The following is a 23,730-nucleotide window of genomic DNA, read 5'->3' on the forward strand; positions in this document are numbered from 1 at the left end:
TTTTCATCTCCTGGTTTAGGCTTACAAAAATATCTACTTATTCTTAAACGAATGCTGAAATTGATTTTATATTTGCCCAGCAAAACCCACCTATGGACCTATTTTTACTCTGGACTCTCTTTAGCCTCGGGATAATCATTCAGGCCGTGTATTTATTGGTGATTTTTGGCAGAGTAGCCTTTTTTAATACACCATCTACTAAGCAAGAAATTGAAAATGAGGAACCGGTCACCATTGTCATCGCCGCCAAAAACGAATTTAAAAACCTTAAAACACTGATCCCCAAACTTTTTGAGCAGGATTATCCCAAATTTGACGTGATGATCATCAACGATCAAAGTACCGATCGCACCAAACGACTGCTGGAAGAAATGATGGCCATCTATCCCAAGCTTCGCTCGGTCACCATCAAATACACACCCGATCATGTCACGCCGAAAAAATATGCGCTTACGCTCGGTATCAAAGTAGCTAAAAATGACGTCATCTTATTAACGGATGCAGACTGTGTTCCGTGTTCGGATCAGTGGATCAGAAAAATGACAGCGCCGGTCCGGGAAAAAGGCAAACGCTTTGCTATTGGGTATTCTGCTTATGAGCAAAAACCCGGATTTCTCAACCGCTGGATTCAATTTGAAACCTTAATGACTGCCCTGTATTACCTGTCTTTTGGATTGTGGAAAGCTCCCTTTATGGGAGTCGGGAGAAATCTGTGCTACCGGAAAAGCTTTTTTATGGAAGTCAAAGCCTTCAAAGGAATCTGGCATCTCGATGGAGGAGATGATGATCTTTTTGTCAATCAATATGCCACTGGAAATAATACGTCGATTGTCCTAGATCCTGAAGCGAATACCTTGTCAAAACCCAAGGAAAATTGGGGCGATTACAAAATTCAGAAAAAAAGACACCTGCATATTGGAAAATATTATCGCAGTGAGGATAAACGAAAAATCGGGTTTTATGCACTTTCCCATGCATTATTCTGGCTGGGAGGCATTGCTTTATTGATTTATTTCGGACTTCAGAGCAATTGGGAACATTTTCTGATTGTTTTCGGTATTATCCTTGGAAGATCATTTCTAATGTATGTGATCTTTTCTACAGCGAGTAAAAAAATTAATGGATCTAAGGTCCCTTCGAATATCCTGATCAACGACTTTTTGTATTTGGGCTATTTTTGGATTTTAGGTTCCATTTCCCATCAGTCAAAGGATATTCAATGGAAATAAACGAACGCGGATTTTCTAACAAGGCTCTCGAGGATTTTGATCTGATCGATCGGGCCGTGGATCACAAAGATCAGCAGGCCTATGCTACCCTGATGAAGCGGTACAAAAAGGCTGTTTATTTCATGATTCTGAAAATGATCCGCGACGCAGACGATGCGGAAGATCTGACCATGGAAGCTTTTGCCAAAGCATTCAAAAACCTCCATCGGTTTAAAAAAGACTATACCTTTTCTACTTGGCTTTTTCGGATCGCCACCAATAATGCGATCGATTTTATCCGTAAGAAAAAACTCAAAACCATGAGTTTGAATACCACCATGTCTGACGATAGCGGTAATTCGGTCAATATCGACGTGGAAGATGGAGACAATAATCCTCAGGATGAATTCATCAAATCCCAGCGGATCGAAATGGTACGGATTTTTGTTGACAAACTTCCAGCAAAATATCGAAAACTAGTCCAGTTACGCTACTTTGATGAATTGTCATACGAGGAAATCGCCCAGGAGCTCGAAAAGCCCCTAGGAACAGTAAAAGCCCAACTCCACCGCTCCCGAGAGCTCCTGTATGAAATCGCCTCCGGCAAAGAAAAACACATCTAAATGAATTCGGGTACGCAACTGATCCAGTCCTATTTTCCCAATCTCAGCGAAAAGCAAATCGAGCAATTTGAGCGTTTGCAATCACTTTATGAAGAGTGGAATGCCAAAATCAATGTGATCAGCCGAAAGGATATGGATCAGTTTTATGTGCATCATGTCCTTCATTCGCTGGGAATTGCCAAGGTGATGGGATTTCAACCCGGCACCAAAGTCCTTGATATCGGTACGGGTGGCGGGTTTCCCGGGATTCCCCTGGCTATTTTATTTCCGGATACCCATTTTCACTTGGTGGATTCGATCGGAAAGAAAATAGCTGTGGTCAAAGAAGTAGCCAGAGCGCTGAAGCTCAGCAATGTAGAAGCCCAACAAGCCCGAGCGGAAACTTTGGTTCGGAAGTATGATTTTGTGATCAGCCGTGCGGTCACGCGTATGATCAATTTTTACCCTTGGGTCAAAGGAAAAATCAAAAAAGAAGACTTTAATGAATTCCCGAACGGAATTTTATATCTGAAAGGGGGCGATATCGACGAGGAGATGGAAGAACTGGACAAATCCTATGTCACTTATCATCTGAGTGATTATTTCAAAGAAGAGTTTTTCGAGACCAAAAAGGTGGTCTATATGCCTTGGGAGGATAAAAGGTAACGGATTTTATTGTTGAATCTGAATATCCGCTTTCTTACCCGTAAAAAATAATCGGCCTAAAAGCAGCGCAATAGTACAATTCTCCGAGACTTCGGTCTTCCGTCTCGATTAGCAAAGGAGATAGGACTACTGGAAGGATTCCGTATAATCATATTATTGAAAGTGCAGTCATTGTTAAAAAAATATGCCATTAAAAATACAATTCCCTTCCCTTTTCAAACTCAATTTTCCTCTAACTTTCTAATATGAAATGAGTTAGATTTCTTTATCAATCAATTAAATTCTTTAAGTGACAATTCCCGCCACTCCGCTTTTTTGCCTCCTTCAAATCCGCTAATTTGAAGCCTCAATTTTCGATAGCACATGTATATTATTTTCGATACCGAAACCACCGGTTTACCCCGGGACTACAATGCCCCCATGTCCGATGTGGACAACTGGCCCAGGCTGGTTCAGCTTGCCTGGCAACTGCATGATGCCAAGGGCAAACTGCTTTCCAATCATAACTATATCGTCAAGCCGGAAGGTTTTACCATCCCCTACAATGCCGAAAAAGTGCACGGCATCTCCACCAAGCGAGCACTAGCCGAAGGACATGATCTGAAGAAGGTATTGGCCATTTTTGAAAAAGACGTCGCTGAAGCCAAGCACCTAGTCGGACACAATATCGAGTTTGATATTAATGTGGTTGGATCGGAATTTATTCGTGCAGAATTGGGAATGCCACTAACGGCCAATCCGCTGGACACCAAGGATATTTCTACCGAATTCTGTGCGATTCCCGGCGGCAAAGGCGGAAAATTTAAATGGCCTACCCTCACCGAGCTCCATCAAAAGCTCTTCGGCAAAGGCTTTGGTGACGCCCACGATGCGGCCTATGACGTGGATGCTACAGCTCGCTGCTTTTTTGGCTTGATCACTCAGGGAGTTCAGAAACCCGAGGATGGAATTGCTGTTGCCCAGGTGATTTATGAGGCGCCCGATTTGGCCGAAGCTAATTTTGCGCAAGCCAAAGACGAACAAAAAGCCGCAGCCAAGGAAGTTCTCAAGCAAGCTGGAAAAGCAGATATCTCCGAACTGGTCGATGTGCCTTTCACGCACTTGCACGTACATACCCAATATTCTGTATTGCAAGCTACTTCTGAAATTCCGGCACTGATCGCCAAAGCAAAATCCATGAATATGCCTGCCATTGCCATGACAGATCACGGCAATATGATGGGAGCTTTTCATTTTGTAAAAGCTGCCATGGGAGCAGATATCAAGCCGATCGTGGGATGCGAGTTTAACCTGTGCAGAGATCGAAAAAACAAATCTTCCAAAAATGACGGCTATCAGACGGTTCTCATAGCCAAAAACAAGGCCGGCTATCACAATCTCGCTAAACTGGCCTCCTATGCCAATATCGAAGGCTTCTACTATGTTCCGAGAATTGACAAAGAAGTATTGGTTCAATACAAAGGAGACTTAATCGCTACAACTGGTGGTTTGTGGGGAGAGATTCCTTACCTGATTTTGAATGTCGGAGAAACCCAAGCGGAAGAAGCTTTCGTCTGGTGGAAAGAACAGTTTGGGGAGGATTTTTATGTAGAACTCAATCGACATGGAATTCCAGAAGAAGAAAAAGTAAATGAGGTCTTGTTGGATTTTGCGATGAAGTATGATGTAAAGTATTTCGCAGCGAATAATACCTACTACAATGACAAGGCTGATGCCAAGGCACATGACATTTTGCTCTGTGTAAAAGATGGGGAACTGGTCGAAAAACCCAAGAAATACATCGGTAAACGCGGAAGAGAATTCCGCTACGGCTTCCCCAATGATGAGTTTTACCTCAAGTCTCCAGAGGAGATGAAAAAACTTTTCGCTGACTTGCCGGAAGCCATCGAATGCACTCATGAGATTGTAGAGAAGATTGAAGCCTATAAACTGGCTCGGGAAGTGCTCCTTCCCAAATTTGATATTCCTGAAGAATTTAAGCATCCCGAGGACGATCAGGATGGGGGAAAAAGAGGAGAAAATGCCTATCTGCGTCATCTTACCTACGAAGGAGCCAAGAAACGCTACTCCGAAATCACGCCGGAGATTCAAGAGCGGTTGGATTTCGAGTTGGAGACCATCGAACGAACCGGCTATCCGGGTTACTTTTTGATCGTTCAGGACTTTACACGAGCAGCTCGGGATATGGGCGTTTCGGTGGGACCGGGCCGGGGATCTGCGGCGGGTTCAGCAGTGGCCTATTGCATCGGCATCACCAATGTGGACCCGATTGAGTATGATCTCCTTTTTGAGAGATTCCTCAATCCGGATCGGGTTTCACTTCCCGATATTGATATTGACTTTGATGATGAGGGGCGCGGAAGGGTTATCGACTACGTAATCAAAAAATACGGCAGTAATCAAGTCGCTCAAATCATCACCTACGGCACCATGGCTGCCAAATCAGCCATTCGGGATACTGCCCGGGTGCTGAATCTCCCCCTAGCTGAAGCAGGCAGACTGGCCAATCTTGTACCCGACATCAAGCTCAAAGCGCTTTTCGAATTGGCAAAAAACAGACCCGCCTTGTTGGAAAAACTCAAAGGCCAAGGGGAATTGATACAAAAAGCAGAAGAACTCATTCGAATTGCGCAAGGTCAGGACGAATCGGCCAAGACGGTCAATCAAGCCACGGTTTTGGAGGGATCTGTGCGGAATACGGGCATTCATGCCTGTGGAGTGATCATTACGCCTTCTGATATTACCAATTTTGTTCCTGTGGCCTTGGCCAAAGACTCAGACATGGTTTGCACCCAGTTTGACAACTCTGTGGTAGAATCTGCCGGTTTGCTCAAAATGGACTTTTTGGGATTGAAAACCCTCACGCTAATCAAGGATGCAATCAAAATCGTCAAAGAGCGTCATGGAATTCAGTTAGATGCGGATGAATTTCCAATTGACGACGAAAAAACATACGAGCTTTTCCAGCGCGGTGAAACAGTGGGTATTTTCCAATACGAATCCGCCGGAATGCAGAAATACATGCGTGAACTCAAGCCGACGGTTTTTGCAGATTTGATCGCTATGAATGCCTTGTACCGTCCGGGACCGCTAGCTTACATTCCATCATTTATCAAGCGGAAGCATGGCACGGAAGCCATCAGCTACGACTTGGATGACATGGAAGAATACCTGAAGGAAACTTATGGGATCACAGTCTATCAGGAGCAAGTCATGCTGCTTTCCCAAAAACTGGCTGACTTTACCAAAGGTGAAGCTGATGTATTGCGAAAAGCCATGGGTAAAAAGCAAAAGGATGTCTTGGATAAAATGAAGCCTAAGTTTGTCGAGCAGGCCGCTGCCAAGGGGCATGATCCCAAAAAACTAGAGAAAATCTGGACGGATTGGGAAGCCTTTGCCTCCTACGCCTTCAATAAGTCCCATTCCACCTGCTATGCTTGGATTGCTTATCAAACGGCCTATCTCAAGGCACATTACCCAGCTGAATACATGGCCTCGGTACTCAGCAACAACATGAATGATATCACGCAGGTGACTTTCTTCATGGAGGAATGTAAGCGAATGGGAATTCCTGTTTTAGGTCCGGATGTAAATGAATCCAAAAATGGGTTTACCGTAAATGCAGCTGGAGAAATTCGCTTTGGCATGGCAGCTATCAAGGGTGCGGGTTCAGCGGCAGTGGATGAAATCATCAAAGAAAGGGAAGCCAATGGCCCATTCAAAACCATTTTTGACTTTGCGAAGCGAGTCAGCTCCAAAGCGCTAAACAAAAAAACAATGGAAGCTCTGGCCATGGCCGGTGGTTTTGACTGTTTTCCTCAATACCATCGCAGACAATACCTCGAGGCTCCAGATGGAGATGTCACCTTGATTGAAAAGGCAGTGAAATATGCCCAAAAAATCCAACAAGAGGAGGAAAGTGCTCAAGTCAGCCTTTTTGGAGGAGCAAGTGGTAGTGCGGATATTCCTTTGCCCTCAGTGGCGCCACTTGAGCCCTTTTCCCAACTCCAGCAACTCAATATTGAAAAAGAAGTGGTCGGGCTTTACATTTCTGGCCATCCACTCGATCAGTACAAACTCGAAATCGAATCCTTTACCAATGCTTCTTTGCCAGACCTTAATGATCTGGAATCGCTCAAAGGCAAAAACGAATTGCGGCTTGCCGGATCTGTGTCCAGTTTTGCCCATCGTACGACCAAAAACGGGAAACCTTTTGGCACCTTAACCATGGAAGATTATCAGGGCGGTTTTACCTTCTTTTTGTTTGGAGATGATTACGTCAAATTCAAAGAATACTTCATGGCGGGATGGTTTTTGTTTATCAAAGGTCAGGTGGGAGAGAAAAGATGGAACAGTGAACTGGAGTTTAAAATCAACTCGATCATGCTGCTTTCGGAAGTTCGTGGCAAACTAGTCAAAGGACTAGAGGTCAATATTGATTTGGATGATCTGAATTACGATTTGATGGAAAAAATGGAGCAAATCACCGAAAAATATAAAGGGGAAGCCAAGCTGTATTTTTCAGTGATTGATCGAAAAGAGAATATCAGTCTGAAACTTTTCTCCAAAAAAACAGGGATTGATCCCAGCGCCGAAATGATCAGGGAACTCAATCAAATTCCCGAGGTTATTTACAAAGTGGTAAGTGACTAGCTTTCAGAAAGAATTTAACTATCTCCAATAGATAAAAAAATAAAGTCTGTAGGAACTTATTGATCCGGGATAGACTTTCTCTCATATATTTGAAAAATAGAACCGAAACTAAACGTATTATAAAATGGCAAAAGCAATAGAAATCACCGATGCGAATTTTGAAGAAGTAATCAAGTCCGAACAACCCATCTTGGTGGACTTCTGGGCAGAATGGTGCGGCCCCTGTAAAATGATTGGACCAGTAGTAGAAGAATTAGCGGGTGATTACGAAGGAAAAGCGGTAATCGGGAAAGTAGATGTGGACTCCAATCCTGGCGTCGCACAGGCTTTCGGTATCCGATCTATTCCTACGCTTCTTTTCTTCAAAGACGGACAAATCGTCGACAAGCAAGTTGGAGCCGTTCCTAAAGCTATTTTGGCTCAAAAATTAGACGCTCAGCTCTAATCAAGATTAAAACTATTTGATAAGCCACGGGTTTTTCCTGTGGCTTTTTTTATATTTCTAAGTCTATGAATGAAACACTCCTCTCTCTCAATGAATTTTTTGAACTGCGAAAATCGCTGCCCATTTTGGACGCTCGTAGTGAGGGAGAATTTGCACAAAGTCATATTCCCAAGGCCGTTAATCTACCTATTTTGACTAATGAGGAGCGGGTCATAGTCGGAACGCTTTATAAGGAAAAAGGAAATCAAGAGGCTATTTTAAAAGGGTTTGAATTGGTCGGTCCACGCTTTCATCAGATTCAAAAAGAAGCCCTTCAAAAATTTCCGGGGAAAAAGCTCCTAATTTACTGCTGGAGAGGAGGCATGCGCAGTCAAATTCTATCCTGGGTGTTAGGCATGGTAGGATTTGAAGTTTTCCGACTCAAGGGAGGATATAAAACCTATCGATCCTTCACTTTTGAAGAGGTGCGAAAAACACGGAAAATGATCATACTTGGGGGCAAGACTGGAACAGCAAAAACGGTGCTTTTGCAGAAACTGGGAAAAAATGGTGAACAAATCATCAACTTGGAAGGCCTGGCCAATCACAAGGGTTCTTCCTTTGGAGCCATCGGGCAAGCCCCACAACCCAGTGTGGAGCAGTTTGAAAATCTATTAGCCGAGGAACTCTTACAAACCAATCCAGAAGTTCCCATTTGGGTAGAAAATGAAAGTCGGAAAATTGGAAGAACTATCCTCCCTGATGGTTTTTTTGAGCAAATGCAACAATCACCCATGCTCGATATTCACAAGTCGGAACAAGAACGAATTCAACATATCGCGACGGAATATGGAAATCTTCCAAAAGCCGAATTAATATCAGCAATAAAGCGACTGGGAAAACGACTCGGGGGACTCCGAACTCAGCAAGCGATTACAGATGTGGAAGAAGGAAATAACGAATCCTGGATTGCCAATTTGTTGATGTATTATGATAAAACATACGACTTTGACCTCAAAAACCATCACAAAAACCAAATCATTGAAATGGATTTTGAAGGTAAATCATTGGCCAATCAGGTCGAACTTTTAATTGAAACCAAAAAACAATGCCATGAGTGATCAACCCATAAAACTCACCCAATGGAGCGAAGGATCCGGCTGCGGATGCAAAATCGCCCCGGCTATTTTAGATCAGATACTCAGCCAAAGCGGTTCAAACCTTCAATTAGACACCAATCTTTTAGTGGGTAATTCGAGCAAAGACGATGCGGCGGTTTATCAGATATCGGAAGATTTAGCCATGATCAATACGGTGGATTTTTTCACCCCGATTGTTGATGATCCATTTGACTTTGGACGGATATCAGCTGCAAATGCCATTTCAGATGTTTATGCAATGGGGGGAAAACCACTTTTTGCCAATGCTATTTTGAGTTGGCCCGTAGAAAAACTTGCACCAGAACTCGCAGCCAAAGTATTGGAGGGGGCTAAAAAAGTCTGCAAAGCTGCCGGCATCGAGTTGGCTGGAGGTCATAGCATCGCAGCGAAAGACCCAATTTTCGGGCTTTCGGTGAATGGGGTAATTCATCCCCGAAAAATAAAAACCAACCGGGGTGCTAAAGCTGGCGACTTGATCTTTTTGACCAAACCTCTAGGGATCGGAGTCTTGGCAACAGCCTTAAAGCGAGAAAAAATCAAGGATAAAGATTACCTCAACCTGCTCGATACCGCCTGCCGTCTCAATTCCATCGGGCAAGTTTTGGGAAATCATGAAGAAGTCCATGCCATGACCGACGTGACTGGTTTTGGTTTGCTAGGTCACCTGATAGAGATGGCAGAAGGAGCTGAATTATCGGCAAAAATCGAACTAGACCAGCTTCCATTGATCGAAGGCATTCAGGAATACATTGATCAGTTCATTTTCCCTGATAACACTTACCGGAATTGGAATGCGTACAATACCAAAACCAAAGGAGTTAAAGGAATGGAATTGGTCAAACTCTGTGACCCACAAACTAGCGGAGGCTTACTGATTTCGGTAGCTCCTGAAAATTTGGATTGGTTTGAGAAAACAATGAAACTCGAAAAGCAAGTCTTTTGGCAAATTGGAAATTTTACAGCAAAGGGAGAATTCGTGGTTGAGGTAGTGTAAAGAAAAGCGATAGGTTTACTAACTTGGAGAAGCACATAAACTACCCAGCATGAAACTCAACCTAACCTATCTTTCATTTCTCATTTTATTCCTTTCAAGCACCATGGGAATTGCTCAAGTACCCGAAGGCATCCAAAGCGAATTGGTCATTCTCAATGTCAAAACCGGGGAAGAAAAACAAATTCTGAAAGAAGAGCGGCATTTTGAAGCACCCAATTGGTCGCGTGATGGAGATTACCTATTGATCAATGCAGCTGGGAAGCTAGAAAAAGTCGCCATGGATGGCACCAAGTTGGGTCAGCTTTTTCCTGAACAGATCTCTCGAGTCAACAATGACCACGGAATCAGCTTTGATGGAGAAACCCTGGTTTTCAGCAAAAATGACGAAGGGAAAAGTTCGCGCATTTATACCATTCCCATGGCAGGAGGCGAACCTAAGCTCATCACCCCAAACTATCCCAGCTATTGGCATGGCATCAGCCCCGATGGGCAAATGCTCGCCTATTGCGCCGAGCGAGATGGAGCCTGGGACATCTATGTCATCCCGACTGTGGGTGGAGAGGAAATCCGATTGACGGACACAGAGGGTTTGGATGATGGGCCGGAATATTCTTACGATGGCCAGTGGATTTACTTCAACAGCCACCGAACCGGAAGGATGCAAGCCTATCGGATGAAACCCGATGGGAGCGGACAAGAGCAACTGACCTTTGATGAGTTGGACAACTGGTTTCCCCATCCCTCACCGGATAATAAAAGTGCTGTGATCATTTCTTACCTCGAAGACCAAAAAGGCGCCCATCCCTTTGGCAAAGACGTGAAGCTTCGACTACTCGATGTAGAAACCAAGGAAATCCGGGATCTCACTGACGTTTTTTATGGAGGCCAAGGCACCATCAATGTACACTCCTGGTCACCGGATGGGGAGTGGATAGCTTTTGTGAGGTATTATAAATGATTGAGTCATAGATCTAATTTTGTATCAATCCATCTCAATTAAGCTTTACCTTTTGAATGACCTGATTCTGGGATAATCCAAAAAATGGCTCGCTATTCATGCTCTCATAATCAGCGTTCATGAGAAAGGAATAAAGGTATTCGTTATCCATATAAAAAGGACGTTTTATAGTTAATTCCCGACCTTTTAAGAGGTCAAGATTATTATTTTCTTTGTTATAAAAAGCTAGGTTTTCAAATTCATCTTCTCCCCACCATAGGAAAAACAGAAATTTGTCATTTTCAATAAAATTACCATTATGATAATAAGGTAATTCTTGCATCATTCGCATTCGCATATCCATCAATGGGAGGATCTTTATTTCATTAGAAACTTTCTTCTTCCCAAAATCAACATAATATTTAGGCGAGAATTTATTTTCAGAGACACTGTAAACAGTATCATTTAAAGACTTTGAAAAAAGAAGCTCTTTACCTGAAAAATAAAAATCACCAGCAGTTCTATTTTGGTCAGTTTTAGAAAAATCTAAAACCCCTTTAACTAGGAATTCCCCTTTTTTTAAATCCAGAATTCCACCTAAATAATCCCTCTCATTTCCTGAAAACTGACCATCAAAATGAACTGCTACTTTATTTGGAGAAAGAAATTGGATAGATTTCGCTTGAAAATTGATAGGTAATTCCTCTATGAAACTTCCGTCTTCTAATGAGAAAAAAAGGATTTTCTGTTGATTTTGATCCAGAATTGCAATGTTTTCCGTTTCAGGAACTAAACTAATGTCAAAAGGCAAAACATAATTACCCAATCCCTCCCCTTTTTCACCGATTTTAAATTTGAATTTCCCCTCATTGCCAAATTTGAACACTTGGTTGGTAATATCCCTGTCTGAAATAATAAAACCGTCCTCGACCTTCAATACTTTAGTGATATCACCAATTACACAATTTTCACAAAACTCTAAAGGGATAAATGTAGTGTCAATGAAATAATCAATGGAATTCGAAAAATTAACTTCCATGGAGATTTCCTTTATTCCGCTTCGACTTTCCTCACTTTTTTTTGAGGAACAAGCAAAAAGCAAAAGCAAAACACAAATAGTTTTTGTTATCTTAAACATCATTTAATTAGGTTAGAAAAATTATTGGGCCAGATTTAATAATCCGACCCAAATAACTTTTAGCCAATAGTCTCCTCCTCCTCTTCATCTGGATGAGAAATACAACCAATAGCCTCAGAGGCCTCATCACATACTAACTCCCATCTACTGTTGGGACCACCTAAACTTTGATTTCCAGTAGAATAATGACCCGGATTACAGTCGGCAATAGCAGTCTGACTATTTAAGAACACAAAACCTGACATCAATAGGCCTAATGTCAAAATGAACTTGATTTTTTTAAACATGATAAAAGAGTTTAAGTGTAAAATAAATTAAATGGCATTAAAATGACAGGTGAAAGAAAGAAAGAAAGAAAGAAGCAAGGAATTAGTTAAATTTTTTCAAAAATTATTTCAAACTCGAAACCCCGCCAGAAACCATAAACTTCATCACATCGGTGCTTTTGACCCCTTGGAGTGGTTTGACTTTGTCCCGAGGAACCAAAAATACATTTCCGGAAACATTGTAACTGTGCGGGAAATACACCGCGATCAGTTCAGGTTCACCGATGATGGATAAATCTTCCTGGGTAATAAAACCCAGGCGGGATAAATTTTCAGAAACCTGGACAATGACCGGCGCGCTAAACTTTTTCTTTTCCCCTACAAAAGCCCCCATCAAATCTTTGATGGAGGTATAGAGTAAATTGACCAAAGGAATCCTCACCAATCCTCGCTCAAACCACTCGAATACCCGCCCGGTAAAGAATAAACTAGCCAGATAACCAATAAATGTAATCAAACCCAAAACCATCAGGATTCCTATACCCGGAATGGGTACAGGAATCAGGTTGTCCAAGAAGAGAAAAATGGCATAGATCACATAAGCCGTCACTGCCAAAGGGGTCAGAAACAGCAAGCCCCGGAGAAAATAAGCTAAAATACGTCGGTAGGTAAATGCCATAATGTGTAAATTTGGAAACAAAGCATTAGTATTCCCAAAGCTAATCCTAAGATCTGGAAATTAATCCAATAATTTGATTTTCACACTTCGGTAGTAAATCACACTTTCGGGATCATGAGCTTGAAGAGCGATCGTGCCACTGCTTAGTTTTTTACTGCCTAAGTTAGGACTCCGCTTGTTGTCCAGTGATTCGTCGTATTCGTTAACGGTTTCCCCGTTGATTTTCACCGTGATTTTACTTCCTTCGACAATTATGTGCTGGGTGTACCATTCTCCATCCTCCACGAATACATCCCGTACATCTTGAAAAGAATACACGCTACCGGTTTTTCGCCAATCGGAATGGGATTGATTGACCTGAATTTCATAACCCACCTCAGGCCAACCATCCTCTTGGTATTCGGTATGAATGAAAATACCTGAATTGGCCTTGGGCATGGTTTTGACCTCCACCATCAATTCAAAATTTTTAAAATCATGATTTCCCACAGGCCCATTGTAAAAAGCATGACCACGCGGACCCTCCACTTTGAGTTGACCATCGACTATTTGAAATGATTCGGGGTTTTCAGAAATTTTCCATCCATCGAGATTTTCTCCGTTGAAAAGTTCGATCCACTCCCCTTGTTGGGAGAAAACAGGAAGGCTACACATCACTAAGGTTAGAATTGCAAAGAGCTTTTTCATAATAGGCTGTATTTTGTTTGAAATTCAAGTTAAAAACAAATCTTGGGATATGATCGACCATTGAAACAAAAGCCAAATGCCCACTTTTAATACCTAAAGAAAAAGCCCCGAAAATCACTCTTCGAGGCTTTGAAATTTTAGAAGTAAATTCTTACAAATCAATTCCCATAAAGGACATAAAGGCAATCCCCATCAATCCAGTCAAAAGCATGGTAATACCTAATCCTTTCAATCCATTAGGAACATGGGAGTATTTCAACTTTTCGCGGATGGCAGCCAAAGCTACGATCGCCAAAAAGAATCCAGTACCCGATCCAAAACCATAAACGGCTGATTCGGCAAGCGTATAGTCTCGTTGAGCCATAAATAGGGAACCTCCAAGAATTGCACAGTTTACCGCAATCAAGGGCAAGAAAATACCCAACGCGCCATAGAGTGCTGGGGCAAATTTCTCTACCACCATTTCGACCAATTGCACCATCGCAGCGATAATCGCGATAAACATGATGAATCGAAGGAAAGTCAAGTCAATGCTCGCCAATTCACCACTAACCCAGGTCAAAGCACCTTCTCGTAATACAAATTCATTCAAGAGCCAATTGACAGGAGTAGTTACGGTCAAAACGAAAATAACTGCTGCCCCGAGTCCTAATGCTGTACTTACTTTTTTGGATACTGCCAGGAATGAACACATCCCGAGAAAGTAAGCAAATATCATGTTGTCGATAAAAATCGACCGAATACCTAAATTGAATAATTCCATTTTCTTTTTCGTTTTAGTGTTCTACGTAACCAGTCTTGGTCCGCTGTACCCAAATGATCAGTCCTAGGATGATAAATGCCCCAACAGGAGATACCATCAATCCATTAGTGGCCAATTGGAAATCCGGCCCGAATATTCCAGAAACATAATCGAATACCGGGATTCCAAAAACTGATCCCGATCCCCATAGTTCTCTAAAGAAGGCAACTGTCAAAATAATCCAAGAATAACCTAGGGCAGAACCAAATCCATCCAACATTGAGTCATACGGCTTATTTCCCAAAGCAAAAGCTTCCAATCTACCCATTACGATACAGTTGGTAATAATCAAACCGATGAAGACCGAAAGCTCCTTATACATGTCATAGGCAAAAGCCTTGAGTATTTCTGAAACTACCGTTACAAGGGTAGCGACTACTGCTAGCTGAACAATGATCCTCACCCGGCTAGGAATGGTATTTCGCATCAATGAAATCACAAAATTAGACATCACTACTACGAAAATCACCGAAATAGCCATTACCAAGGTAGGCTTCATTTGGGTGGTCACCGCCAAGGCAGAACAAATACCCAATACCTGAATGGTAATTGGATTTTCATCCACCAAGGGATCCGTTACTAATTTTTTTCTACGTTTAGAAAAAAGAGGCTCGGCTGGCTTTTTCTCAATTTCTTTTTCTACTGTTTCAGCACTCATAGTGTTGTTTGTTCAGTGAATGGTGTAATGATTAATTAGCTGTTGCTACAGCCTTACTTGATTTTTTTGACTCGATGTATGCTTGATAATGTCCCAAATAATTTTCGAGCATGGCATTTACACCGTTTGCAGTGATCGTTGCGCCAGACAACCCATCTACCTTATGAGGATCTGAAGAATAATCTTTTCCTTCACCTTTTTGCATTTTGATTGCCACTAGCTCACCTGATTCGTTGTAAATTTCTTTTCCAACAAACCGCTCCTGAACTCCTCCTTCGGTGATTCTAGCCCCAAGTCCAGGAGTTTCTCCGGCATGAGCAAGAGTTATACCTCCGACAGTATTCATGTCAGTATCCAATGCCATATAGCCCCAAATCGCATCCCAAAGTCCGGCTCCATAGAGTGGAAATACGTAAGACTCCACTGCATCCGAATTTCCTTCTTCATGAAAAATAAATACAGGATAAAGTCGCTCTTCTGCGGGTCTTTTGTAATTCTTTCCGATATCTACAGATTCGGCAGTCACAGAAGCGCCATCTTGCTCCGTCACTTCCTCTCCGTTGATATCTACCACGATAGATGAAATCCGTGAGCTATAATACTCATTGACCTCTTCAGGGGTCATGGCATCAATCTCATCCGCGGAAATAACCGCTCCAAGAATCTGCTTTTTCTTATCCAAGGCTTCGGCTTCCCGCTGCATTGGACCCAGTACTTGGGATGTACCCGAAAGTAACAAACCCAAGACGACGGTCAAAATGACCGAAAATACGATGATATATCCGTTAGACTGTTGCACGTTGTAACCTCCTTGTTTTGTTAGCTTTTACTACATAATAATCAATCAGGGGAGCAAAGACGTTCATAAATAGAACGGCTAGCATAATTCCCTCCGGATAGGCTGGATTGGTCACTCGGATAATCACGGTCAGCATACCGATCATTAATCCATAAATCCATTTTCCGGTTTCCGTCTGCGAAGCAGAAACTGGGTCAGTAGCCATAAAGACAATCCCAAATGCCAAACCTCCCATCACCCAGTGATACTGAGGCGGCATGGCCATGTACTCATTCACCGCCAGAAGGTTCATTACCAAACCCATAGCATAAGCTCCGGCAAAACCAGAAACAATTATTTTCCAACTTGCTACACCTGTCGCTATCAGAATCACCGCTCCAATTAACGCCATTAGGGTTGAAGTTTCTCCGATAGAACCTGGAATCCAACCCATAAACATATTGGAGAAACTAAATAAATCTGATCCTATTGCAGTATTGTGACTAGCGAGGGCTTCCGTGACCGGAACGCCATCTACACCTGCATTATAAGCCACCGCTAGTGCGGTAGCCCCGGAGAAACCGTCCACTGCGGTTTTTTCTCCTAAATAGGTCCATACCAAGTCTCCTGAAATCTGCGCCGGATAGGCAAAATACAAGAATGCCCGAGCGGTCATGGCTACGTTGAGGATATTCATCCCAGTACCACCAAAAACCTCCTTGGCGATTACGACCGCAAAAACGGTAGCCAGGGCTACTTGCCAAAGTGGTGTAGTGGCTGGAACCACCAAAGGAATCAACATCCCTGTCACCAAGAATCCTTCATTGATCGGGTGCTTACGAATCACTGCAAAGGCAGCTTCGACTAATCCCCCTGCTGCATAGGATACGATAATAATCGGTAAAACCAACTGCAAACCGATCAGAAGCTTGTCTCCGAAATTATCCCAAAGACCGGCCGCCTCCCCTACAGCGAGGAAATGCTGATGTCCGGTGTTATAAATTCCGAAAAGCAAAGCTGGAATCATCGCCACCACTACGGTGATCATCATTCGCTTTAGGTCGATCGCGTCTTTTACCTGAGCTCCTTTGATTCCGGTAGTATGCTTGGGTGAAAACAAAAATGTTTCCCCAGCCTCAAATGCGTAATATAAACTTTCAAGCTTTCCTCCTTTTTCAAAAAGCGGTCGCTGCTTGTCCATTAAATCTCTTAGAAACTTCATATGGATTAACTGTATTGGATTAATTCTATACCTTTTCTTACCAACTCCTGCACGGGATGCTTGGACACATCGACAAATTCGCAAAGTGCCAAATCTTCCTCTACAATCTCATAAATACCCAACTCTTCCATTTCGTCAAAGTCTTCGGCCATAATAGCTTTCAACAAATAAACCGGTAGGATATCCATCGGAGTCACTGATTCGAAAACTCCTGTCTGTACAAAAGCTCTTTCTTCCCCTCTCGCATTGGAATCCAAAACAAACTCTTTATTGGGTTTCAAAAATGAGAGGAGTCCAAGTGCTCTGTGATAGCTTAGTTTTTCGGTTGTGGGCTTTGCCCAGCCTAGAAACTCATAGTAATCTCCCTCAGGAATCACGGTAATCTGATTGTGGTAAAAGCCCAAATAACCTTCCATCGCGATTTTTTCTCCTGTCAGGACATTTCCGGAAATTACCCGCACATGACCACTGTTTAGATTCCCTTTGACAAAAGTCGAAACCGAAGCTCCTGCAGTAGTTCTCACATAAGCAGTTTTGGTTAATTCCGATCCTGTCAAAGCAATCACCTTGCTTGCATCATAAATCCCCTCGATCATCAGCTTACCGATCTGAACTACACCATACGGACTAATGGTCCAAGCGATTTCCCCTTTATTGATCGGATCCAAATGGTGGATTTGTACGCCCACGTTTCCTGCTGGATGAGGACCACTAAATTGATTGATTTGAACGCCTTTGGCGCCTGAGAAAATGGCTGGAACTGATTTAGAACCGTCCACATTCAAATGAACTTTTCCGGAGGTCAATTTGGCCAAAGCATCGAGACCTGCTTGAAAATACTGCTCCTCACCTTGCAACGCAAAGCCCAAATCAGGCGCTAACGGATGGGTATCAAAAGCAGAAATGAAAATAGCCTTTGGGGTATCTTCCGGATTGGCAACTACACCAAAGGGACGCTGGATCAAATTAGGCCAAACACCACTTTCTGCAAGTCTATTAACCAATTGGGGACGATCGATTGACTGAAGGTCTATTTTCCCAAGGTTTTCCCGGATGATCTCTTTATCAGCCAAAATTTTGATTTCAAGCAATTTTCGCTTTTCACCTCGTTTGACTTCGATGATTTCGCCGGAAACCGGAGCAACATATTTGACCTGATCCATGGCTTTATCAAACAGGATCGGGGTACCGGCCTTTACGGTATCTCCCTCTTGAACAAGGACTTTGGGCCGCTGAAGGCCGATAAAATCCGTAGGCTTAATGGCGAAAGTTTGAGCGGGGGCAAAATCAGCAAGCTCTTGCTTGGCTTTTCCTGCCAGGTTGATGTCAAAACCTTTCTTAAGCTTCACTATTTTAGACATATCTGTTTTTGAACTATGAGCTTTTGAAAAACGCCTCAAATCTAATAAATAACCTTATTATTTTGTGGCCAAAAGGACTTTTATCTTTGAACTTTCTCGGGAGTGGCCTTTCATTTTTCCAAATGGTGATTTTTGGATTTAAGCCGGAAGCGCATTTTCCTCCAGTGATTCCACATGGCTTTTAACCTGCTCCATGAGCCACATCGGAGTAGAGGTGGCACCACAAATCCCCACCTTATCTGTAGGATGAAACCACTCAGAGTCTAGCTCTGTTTCGTTTTCGATGAAATAACTTCGCGGATTTTGGCTTAGACACACTTGATAGAGCGCTTTTCCGTTACTGCTTTTCTTGCCGGACACAAACAACACCACATCATTTTCTTCAGCAAATCGCTGAAGCTGAGGCTCGCGATTGGATACTTGGCGACAAATCGAATCATTGGCATTAAAATCCACCGAAGTCAATTGACCTTTTGCCGCCTTGATCCGTTCCTCGATTTTTTGAGAAATCTCATAAAAGCCTTTGGTGCTTTTGGTGGTCTGACTAAATAAAGTGACTGGGCGATTAAAGTCGATTTTATCCAAATCAGATTCTTCCATGACCACGATGGCTTTTTCCAGCGTTTGTCCAGTCAGCCCGATCACTTCTGCGTGGCCTTTTTTGCCATAGATGACAATCTGTCCCTGCTCCCGTTCCATCTTATCAAAAGCTGTCTTGACCCGATGCTGTAATTTTAAGACGACGGGACAAGAGGCATCGATGAGTTCGATATTATTTTCAATGGCAGTCTTATACGTTTCCGGCGGCTCACCATGCGCGCGAATCAAAACTTTGCAGTCGTTTAAATCGGCAAGCTTTTCACGATCAATGACGACGAGGCCTTTTTCGGCCAATCGCTTGACCTCCATATCATTGTGTACAATATCGCCAAGACAGTATAATTTTTCGGACTGCTCCATCTCATCTTCTGCCATTTTGATAGCAAATTCGACCCCGAAACAATACCCGGAATTTTTATCGATGGTTACCTGCATAATCTTTTTGTGTTTCAATTTTCTGCTGTGCCAGGTGCACGATCTGTGCCACTTGCGCTTCAAAACTTAAATGACTCGTGTCAATCTCCACGGCATCTTCCATTTTTATCAATGGACTTTCTGCTCTGGAGGAATCGATTCGATCCCGCTCAGCCAGATTTTTCTGAATTTGATCCAAGTCAACCAAATCTCCTTTTTCCAAAAGCTCCTGCTGTCGTCGGTAAGCCCGAGTTTCCAAATCTGCAGTCATAAACACCTTTAATTCAGCCTCCGGAAAAACAACGGATCCGATATCTCTCCCGTCCATCACTACACCCTTTTTCTTTCCCAAACGCTGCTGCTGTGCTACGAGTTCGGCACGGATTTCCTTCACCTTTGCGAGCTCGCTTACTTTCTCAGATACGCGCATACTTCGAATTTCGTTCTCTACATTGAGCCCGTTGAGATACGTTTCTTGTTTTTGGGTATCTGGATTGGGATGAAAAGTAATTTCCAGGTTTTTCAGCCCTTTTGTTACGTCACGAGGATTGGCAGGATTTAGATAATTTTCTAAAAAATACAGGGTTGCTGCTCGATACATGGCACCCGAATCAATGTAAGTGTAGCCCAAATCTTTTGCTACGGCTTTGGCTGTGGAGCTTTTTCCACAACCCGAGTACCCATCAATGGCAATTACTATTTTCCCCATTTAAAAAAGGATCCTGTTCGGCTTTTTAATTCAGTCGCAAATATAGTAGTTTTAATCCAAACGAATTTTGGAGGGAAGGATTTCCCCGTTTTTATTTTCCTGATTTAAATCTCATTTTCATGATTAGTATAGCGCAATTTGTAGACATCCCACAGCGAAGAATTTACCCGGTGGAACTTAAAATCGATCATGGGAAAATTGCTACCATTCAGCCGACTTTTGCTAGAGGAGATCTTCCCTTTTTGCTACCCGGATTTATCGATGCGCATGTCCATGTGGAGTCCTCGATGCTGATTCCTTCTGAGTTTGCCCGGTTGGCGGTAGTTCACGGTACGGTGGCTACCATCTCCGATCCTCACGAAATCGCCAATGTCTGCGGAGTCGAAGGAGTCAATTACATGATCGAAAATGGAAATAAAGTTCCTTTTCATTTCTTTTTTGGTGCGCCATCCTGTGTCCCAGCAACGCCTTTTGAAACTACCGGAGCAGAAGTTAATGTCAATGACATCGAGGAGCTGATAAGTCGCCCGGAAATTCTTTACCTCGCCGAGATGATGAACTGGCCTGGCGCGGTCAACCGGGATCCGGTGGTCATGGAAAAAATCAGAATCGCCCAGAAGTACGGCAAACCCATTGACGGGCATGCTCCGGGATTGATGGGTGAATTGGCAGAAAAATATGTCAAAGCGGGCCCGAGCACCGACCATGAATGCTTCACTTATGAGGAAGCGTTAGGCAAAATCAAACTCGGGATGAAAATCGCCATTCGGGAAGGTTCGGCGGCCAAAAACTTTGAAGCACTGATCGATCTGATCGATGACTATCCTGAGATGATTATGTTTTGCTCTGATGACAAGCATCCGGACAATCTGGCGATCAGTCATATCAACGAACTCGCAGCGCGGGCAGTGGCCAAAGGAAAAGATCTTTTTGATGTACTCCAAGCCGCATGTCTAAACCCGATTTCCCATTATTCGCTGCCAGTAGGTCAGCTTCGAGAAGGAGATGCTGCAGATTTTATTTTGGTCAATGACCTCGAGAAGTTTGAAGTCCTTGAAACCTATATCGGTGGAGAAAAAGTAGCAGAAAACGGAAAAACACTCATTCAGTCAGTTAAAAATAAAGTCATCAACAATTTTAACACGTCAGCCAAAAAACTGGAAGATTTTCAGCTTGCGGCAAAAGGGTCGAAGGTGAGAATAATCGAAGCCCTCGACGGGCAATTAATCACTCCTGAGATCGAAGGAGAAATTTTAATACGAAACGGCTTCGCCGAATCCAACCCCGAAAAAGACATCTTGAAAATCACTGTGGTCAACCGGTATGAAGATGCTCCTCCTGCGGTAGCATTTATCAAAAACTTCGGATTAAAAACCGGAGCCATCGCCTCCTCAGTCGGGCATGATTCCCACAATATCATTGCGGTCGGTGTGGATGATGTATCCATCTGCCGGGCTGTGAATCTCCTGATCGAGGCAAAAGGCGGCGTATCGGCAGTTTCGGGAGTAAAAGAGGAAGTCTTGCCTCTTCCTGTCGGCGGCATTATGTCTCCCGAAGACGGCTATCAGGTAGCTTCCGCCTATACCGGGATCGACCGAATAGCCAAGGAAATGGGCTCCACCCTGAATTCTCCCTTTATGACCCTGAGCTTTATGGCCTTGCTGGTAATTCCGGATTTGAAACTGAGTGATAAGGGCTTGTTTGATGGTAAGAAATTTGCTTTTTGTGATTTGTTTTTTGATTTGTAATTAAAGTTTTAAAATATTTTACCCAATTAGTTTGTTTTTTTTTTTTTGCACCTCCTATATTAGTCGAAATCTTTTTGGCCGAAAGATTAAATCGGGAAATTCTAGGCATTCCCAAGATAAAATCAATTTTCAAACGTAAATTTTAAAAATCATGAAAAAGTTAAAATTATTTGTTCTAGGACTAGGGCTGACTGGTGCAGCAATCTTTGGAACTTCATTCTTAGCAACAAGTGAAGCAGAAGCACAAGGGGAAATTGCTAAATGCGAATGGGACGGTGAAACATGCACAAAGCCCAAAGACAAGGCTCCTTGCGGTTGTGAGGATGACGGCTCAATTGGTGTATAATTAATTATTTCTAACAATAACTGTTTCATTCACTTCAATTAAAGGATTCAGTTTAAGTCCATGTTTAATTTTAGAGAATGGAACAGTTTTTAAGTCTTAAAAATGAAGAAATATTTACCTATTCTTGCAGTATTTTTATTATTTAATTGTAAGTCAGAGCCAAAGAAAAACAGAATAATAAAATCAAATGTATTTAAGAGTATTGAGATTCCCTTAAGCGAAGATTTCGCCCCAAAAAAAACAAGAACACAGTATTTTTTTTCCGATTCTGGTGAATACTTGGCAATTCAAAATAAGGTGAATTTTGAAATAGGAATATTCAGCTTGGATTCCAAAAAACTAGCTCATATAATTCCTCTTCGAAAGCAAGGACCAAATGGGGTAGGTCTTAATAATGGCTTTGAGATTTTATCTCAGGATTGTGTTTTAATTGCATCTATTCCTCCTCGAATTCATTTTTTAAATTTTGCTGGAAATAAAAAATTAACTTTAACTATAGACGATCCCGAAAATAAAGCAAATTACCTAGCTGCAACAAATGAGACCCCCCTACTTTTTTCAGAAAATAGTTTATACGGAATCCAGCCCTATTTTCAAGATCTTTATGGGACGTCGGAAAGTGAACTAAAAAAATCAAAACCAATTTTCAAATTAAATTTTGGAGGCAAAATCGCAAAATTGAATTGGTTATCAATTTTTAGGCCTGAAGATGAGTGGGAAGAAGGTAAAAAAAGCCCTGATATTTCTTGGGCTCATAATGGTGATACAATAATAGTTTCCCCTCAATTAGATCATAAATTCTGGATAGTCTCGAAAAGTCAAGAAAAAGTTATTGGCTACAAAACCGCAAAATCAAACAAAATCAACGGGTTTAGAATAATTGAAGGATATCCAAATGGAGATGAAGAAATTATTAAAGATTTAAAAAATGGAAGATATGAGGCACTACTTTATGATTCTTATCGCAAAGTATTTTACCGGTTTTTCTATTCAGAAATTGATTGGGAAAATTACAATTTGACCCCACGCCAACTACTTCAAAATCATTCTAAAGTAGGTGTATTAGTTTTAAATCAGGACTTGGAAATAATGGGTGAGCATCACTTTGAAACTAATTATGTTCAAACTTGGAATTACTTTGTGGGAAAGAAAGGGCTCTACGTCTCCACAAACAATCCCAACCGGGATGATTTTGATGAGAATTTCTTGAAATATGATATTATTCGGTTTGAAGGCTTGAACTATGAGGATTAATCAAACCAAGGTCTATTGGCTAGTGTTTTTCTTTACAGCTTGTCAGCCAATAGGCAAAAGCGAAGTTGCTTCAATTCTGGAAATAGCAGAACCAAAGGAGTGGATACTAGTCATCCATCCGGAAGGATGCAAAACTTGCCTGGAAAGCTTTTATTCGGAATTGATGAACCTCCCAAAAAATAGTCCTGGGGCTATTGTGATTTTGGCAAAAAACTCCAAATCACTCCGAATTAATCCGATAATCGGGGATTCACCGATTCCTCTTTACCTAGATGAACAAAAACTATTGATCCAAGAAGGACTTGTCAAAATGACTGATCAGATACTTCTTTTTAGAGGGGACGAATTTACCTCATTCGACATTTTAGATTATGAAAGGGTTTTGAGTGAAATAAGGTGAGATTCATCAAACACCAAAAATTGG

The 23,730-nt window shown here is 42.3% G+C and carries 23 protein-coding genes; 12 read left to right on the plus strand and 11 right to left on the minus strand.

Annotated features, from left to right (window positions below; genetic code table 11):
* The first annotated feature begins 92 nt into the window (after nucleotides 1-92).
* The 8 genes from BM043_RS13410 to BM043_RS13445 all read left to right on the plus strand — a co-directional run bounded on the left by BM043_RS13410 (nucleotide 93) and on the right by BM043_RS13445 (nucleotide 10,665).
* Complete coding sequence (locus tag BM043_RS13410) at nucleotides 93-1,229, plus strand: glycosyltransferase (RefSeq protein WP_092792451.1); 1,137 nt, start codon at nucleotides 93-95, stop codon at nucleotides 1,227-1,229.
* Nucleotides 1,220-1,831 carry an RNA polymerase sigma factor gene (locus BM043_RS13415; protein WP_092792453.1) on the plus strand — a complete coding sequence of 204 codons (612 nt, stop codon included), beginning with the start codon at nucleotides 1,220-1,222 and terminating at the stop codon, nucleotides 1,829-1,831. The genes BM043_RS13410 and BM043_RS13415 overlap by 10 nt, the downstream gene beginning before the upstream one ends.
* Nucleotides 1,832-2,476, plus strand: coding sequence for a 16S rRNA (guanine(527)-N(7))-methyltransferase RsmG (gene rsmG / locus BM043_RS13420; protein WP_092792455.1), 645 nt, complete (start codon nucleotides 1,832-1,834; stop codon nucleotides 2,474-2,476).
* 363 nt (nucleotides 2,477-2,839) lie between these two features.
* On the plus strand, nucleotides 2,840-7,129 hold the full coding sequence (gene dnaE, locus BM043_RS13425) for a DNA polymerase III subunit alpha (protein ID WP_092792457.1): 4,290 nt from the start codon (nucleotides 2,840-2,842) through the stop codon (nucleotides 7,127-7,129).
* 124 nt (nucleotides 7,130-7,253) lie between these two features.
* Nucleotides 7,254-7,574 (plus strand): thioredoxin, encoded by a 321-nt coding sequence (trxA, locus tag BM043_RS13430; protein ID WP_092792459.1) that lies wholly within the window; start codon nucleotides 7,254-7,256, stop codon nucleotides 7,572-7,574.
* A gap of 65 nt (nucleotides 7,575-7,639) precedes the next feature.
* Nucleotides 7,640-8,674 (plus strand): tRNA 2-selenouridine(34) synthase MnmH, encoded by a 1,035-nt coding sequence (gene mnmH / locus BM043_RS13435; protein WP_092792461.1) that lies wholly within the window; start codon nucleotides 7,640-7,642, stop codon nucleotides 8,672-8,674.
* Entirely contained in the window at nucleotides 8,667-9,707 is a 1,041-nt protein-coding gene (gene selD, locus BM043_RS13440) for a selenide, water dikinase SelD (protein WP_092792462.1), read from the plus strand. Before mnmH ends, selD begins: the two co-directional genes overlap by 8 nt.
* Before the next feature lie 49 nt (nucleotides 9,708-9,756).
* Nucleotides 9,757-10,665 carry a TolB family protein gene (locus BM043_RS13445; protein WP_092792464.1) on the plus strand — a complete coding sequence of 303 codons (909 nt, stop codon included), beginning with the start codon at nucleotides 9,757-9,759 and terminating at the stop codon, nucleotides 10,663-10,665.
* A gap of 34 nt (nucleotides 10,666-10,699) precedes the next feature.
* Here the strand turns inward: BM043_RS13445 and BM043_RS13450 are convergent, their stop codons facing one another.
* The 11 genes from BM043_RS13450 to cmk all read right to left on the minus strand — a co-directional run bounded on the left by BM043_RS13450 (nucleotide 10,700) and on the right by cmk (nucleotide 19,958).
* The gene (locus BM043_RS13450) at nucleotides 10,700-11,785 is read right to left on the minus strand and encodes a 6-bladed beta-propeller (protein WP_092792466.1); all 1,086 of its coding nucleotides are present in this window, start codon (nucleotides 11,783-11,785) and stop codon (nucleotides 10,700-10,702) included.
* A gap of 56 nt (nucleotides 11,786-11,841) precedes the next feature.
* Nucleotides 11,842-12,045, minus strand: a complete 204-nt coding sequence (locus tag BM043_RS13455) for a hypothetical protein (protein WP_143189539.1) — start codon at nucleotides 12,043-12,045, stop codon at nucleotides 11,842-11,844.
* A gap of 127 nt (nucleotides 12,046-12,172) precedes the next feature.
* The gene (locus BM043_RS13460; RefSeq protein WP_092792470.1) at nucleotides 12,173-12,727 is read right to left on the minus strand and encodes a DUF502 domain-containing protein; all 555 of its coding nucleotides are present in this window, start codon (nucleotides 12,725-12,727) and stop codon (nucleotides 12,173-12,175) included.
* 60 nt (nucleotides 12,728-12,787) lie between these two features.
* Nucleotides 12,788-13,414: a 3-keto-disaccharide hydrolase gene (locus BM043_RS13465; RefSeq protein WP_092792471.1), complete on the minus strand. Its 627-nt coding sequence runs from the start codon at nucleotides 13,412-13,414 to the stop codon at nucleotides 12,788-12,790.
* Between the two features lie 151 nt (nucleotides 13,415-13,565).
* Nucleotides 13,566-14,177 (minus strand): NADH:ubiquinone reductase (Na(+)-transporting) subunit E, encoded by a 612-nt coding sequence (gene nqrE, locus BM043_RS13470; RefSeq protein WP_092792473.1) that lies wholly within the window; start codon nucleotides 14,175-14,177, stop codon nucleotides 13,566-13,568.
* A 13-nt stretch (nucleotides 14,178-14,190) separates the two neighbouring features.
* Entirely contained in the window at nucleotides 14,191-14,874 is a 684-nt protein-coding gene (locus BM043_RS13475; RefSeq protein ID WP_092792475.1) for an NADH:ubiquinone reductase (Na(+)-transporting) subunit D, read from the minus strand.
* A gap of 31 nt (nucleotides 14,875-14,905) precedes the next feature.
* A complete protein-coding gene (gene nqrC, locus BM043_RS13480) occupies nucleotides 14,906-15,673 on the minus strand; it encodes an NADH:ubiquinone reductase (Na(+)-transporting) subunit C (RefSeq protein WP_092792477.1) in 768 nt (255 codons plus the stop codon).
* Nucleotides 15,660-16,874 (minus strand): NADH:ubiquinone reductase (Na(+)-transporting) subunit B, encoded by a 1,215-nt coding sequence (locus tag BM043_RS13485; protein WP_092792479.1) that lies wholly within the window; start codon nucleotides 16,872-16,874, stop codon nucleotides 15,660-15,662. Before BM043_RS13485 ends, nqrC begins: the two co-directional genes overlap by 14 nt.
* Before the next feature lie 5 nt (nucleotides 16,875-16,879).
* Nucleotides 16,880-18,235 carry a Na(+)-translocating NADH-quinone reductase subunit A gene (locus BM043_RS13490; RefSeq protein WP_092792481.1) on the minus strand — a complete coding sequence of 452 codons (1,356 nt, stop codon included), beginning with the start codon at nucleotides 18,233-18,235 and terminating at the stop codon, nucleotides 16,880-16,882.
* Between the two features lie 138 nt (nucleotides 18,236-18,373).
* Nucleotides 18,374-19,270, minus strand: a complete 897-nt coding sequence (locus tag BM043_RS13495; protein ID WP_092792483.1) for a 4-hydroxy-3-methylbut-2-enyl diphosphate reductase — start codon at nucleotides 19,268-19,270, stop codon at nucleotides 18,374-18,376.
* Nucleotides 19,251-19,958 (minus strand): (d)CMP kinase, encoded by a 708-nt coding sequence (gene cmk / locus BM043_RS13500; protein WP_092792485.1) that lies wholly within the window; start codon nucleotides 19,956-19,958, stop codon nucleotides 19,251-19,253. Before cmk ends, BM043_RS13495 begins: the two co-directional genes overlap by 20 nt.
* Before the next feature lie 119 nt (nucleotides 19,959-20,077).
* On the opposite strand from cmk, the gene ade reads away from it, so the two are divergent.
* The 4 genes from ade to BM043_RS13520 all read left to right on the plus strand — a co-directional run bounded on the left by ade (nucleotide 20,078) and on the right by BM043_RS13520 (nucleotide 23,706).
* A complete protein-coding gene (ade, locus tag BM043_RS13505) occupies nucleotides 20,078-21,706 on the plus strand; it encodes an adenine deaminase (protein WP_092792487.1) in 1,629 nt (542 codons plus the stop codon).
* 151 nt (nucleotides 21,707-21,857) lie between these two features.
* Nucleotides 21,858-22,052 (plus strand): hypothetical protein, encoded by a 195-nt coding sequence (locus BM043_RS13510; RefSeq protein ID WP_092792489.1) that lies wholly within the window; start codon nucleotides 21,858-21,860, stop codon nucleotides 22,050-22,052.
* 102 nt (nucleotides 22,053-22,154) lie between these two features.
* Nucleotides 22,155-23,306 carry a DUF4221 family protein gene (locus BM043_RS13515; RefSeq protein ID WP_092792491.1) on the plus strand — a complete coding sequence of 384 codons (1,152 nt, stop codon included), beginning with the start codon at nucleotides 22,155-22,157 and terminating at the stop codon, nucleotides 23,304-23,306.
* A complete protein-coding gene (locus BM043_RS13520; RefSeq protein ID WP_092792493.1) occupies nucleotides 23,296-23,706 on the plus strand; it encodes a hypothetical protein in 411 nt (136 codons plus the stop codon). The genes BM043_RS13515 and BM043_RS13520 overlap by 11 nt, the downstream gene beginning before the upstream one ends.
* The last annotated feature ends 24 nt before the right edge of the window (nucleotides 23,707-23,730 follow it).

The organism is Algoriphagus hitonicola, assembly GCF_900113375.1.
Lineage (GTDB): Bacteria > Bacteroidota > Bacteroidia > Cytophagales > Cyclobacteriaceae > Algoriphagus > Algoriphagus hitonicola.

Excerpts from the sequence above, each read along its gene's own strand:
- BM043_RS13410 (WP_092792451.1), top strand. The coding sequence starts at position 93 with ATGGACCTATTTTTACTCTGGACTCTCTTTAGCCTCGGGATAATCATT.
- BM043_RS13415 (WP_092792453.1), top strand. The coding sequence starts at position 1,220 with ATGGAAATAAACGAACGCGGATTTTCTAACAAGGCTCTCGAGGATTTT.
- rsmG (WP_092792455.1), top strand. The coding sequence starts at position 1,832 with ATGAATTCGGGTACGCAACTGATCCAGTCCTATTTTCCCAATCTCAGC.
- dnaE (WP_092792457.1), top strand. The coding sequence starts at position 2,840 with ATGTATATTATTTTCGATACCGAAACCACCGGTTTACCCCGGGACTAC.
- trxA (WP_092792459.1), top strand. The coding sequence starts at position 7,254 with ATGGCAAAAGCAATAGAAATCACCGATGCGAATTTTGAAGAAGTAATC.
- mnmH (WP_092792461.1), top strand. The coding sequence starts at position 7,640 with ATGAATGAAACACTCCTCTCTCTCAATGAATTTTTTGAACTGCGAAAA.
- selD (WP_092792462.1), top strand. The coding sequence starts at position 8,667 with ATGAGTGATCAACCCATAAAACTCACCCAATGGAGCGAAGGATCCGGC.
- BM043_RS13445 (WP_092792464.1), top strand. The coding sequence starts at position 9,757 with ATGAAACTCAACCTAACCTATCTTTCATTTCTCATTTTATTCCTTTCA.
- BM043_RS13450 (WP_092792466.1), bottom strand. The coding sequence starts at position 11,785 with ATGATGTTTAAGATAACAAAAACTATTTGTGTTTTGCTTTTGCTTTTT.
- BM043_RS13460 (WP_092792470.1), bottom strand. The coding sequence starts at position 12,727 with ATGGCATTTACCTACCGACGTATTTTAGCTTATTTTCTCCGGGGCTTG.
- BM043_RS13465 (WP_092792471.1), bottom strand. The coding sequence starts at position 13,414 with ATGAAAAAGCTCTTTGCAATTCTAACCTTAGTGATGTGTAGCCTTCCT.
- nqrE (WP_092792473.1), bottom strand. The coding sequence starts at position 14,177 with ATGGAATTATTCAATTTAGGTATTCGGTCGATTTTTATCGACAACATG.
- BM043_RS13475 (WP_092792475.1), bottom strand. The coding sequence starts at position 14,874 with ATGAGTGCTGAAACAGTAGAAAAAGAAATTGAGAAAAAGCCAGCCGAG.
- BM043_RS13485 (WP_092792479.1), bottom strand. The coding sequence starts at position 16,874 with ATGAAGTTTCTAAGAGATTTAATGGACAAGCAGCGACCGCTTTTTGAA.
- BM043_RS13490 (WP_092792481.1), bottom strand. The coding sequence starts at position 18,235 with ATGTCTAAAATAGTGAAGCTTAAGAAAGGTTTTGACATCAACCTGGCA.
- BM043_RS13495 (WP_092792483.1), bottom strand. The coding sequence starts at position 19,270 with ATGCAGGTAACCATCGATAAAAATTCCGGGTATTGTTTCGGGGTCGAA.
- cmk (WP_092792485.1), bottom strand. The coding sequence starts at position 19,958 with ATGGGGAAAATAGTAATTGCCATTGATGGGTACTCGGGTTGTGGAAAA.
- ade (WP_092792487.1), top strand. The coding sequence starts at position 20,078 with ATGATTAGTATAGCGCAATTTGTAGACATCCCACAGCGAAGAATTTAC.
- BM043_RS13510 (WP_092792489.1), top strand. The coding sequence starts at position 21,858 with ATGAAAAAGTTAAAATTATTTGTTCTAGGACTAGGGCTGACTGGTGCA.
- BM043_RS13515 (WP_092792491.1), top strand. The coding sequence starts at position 22,155 with ATGAAGAAATATTTACCTATTCTTGCAGTATTTTTATTATTTAATTGT.
- BM043_RS13520 (WP_092792493.1), top strand. The coding sequence starts at position 23,296 with ATGAGGATTAATCAAACCAAGGTCTATTGGCTAGTGTTTTTCTTTACA.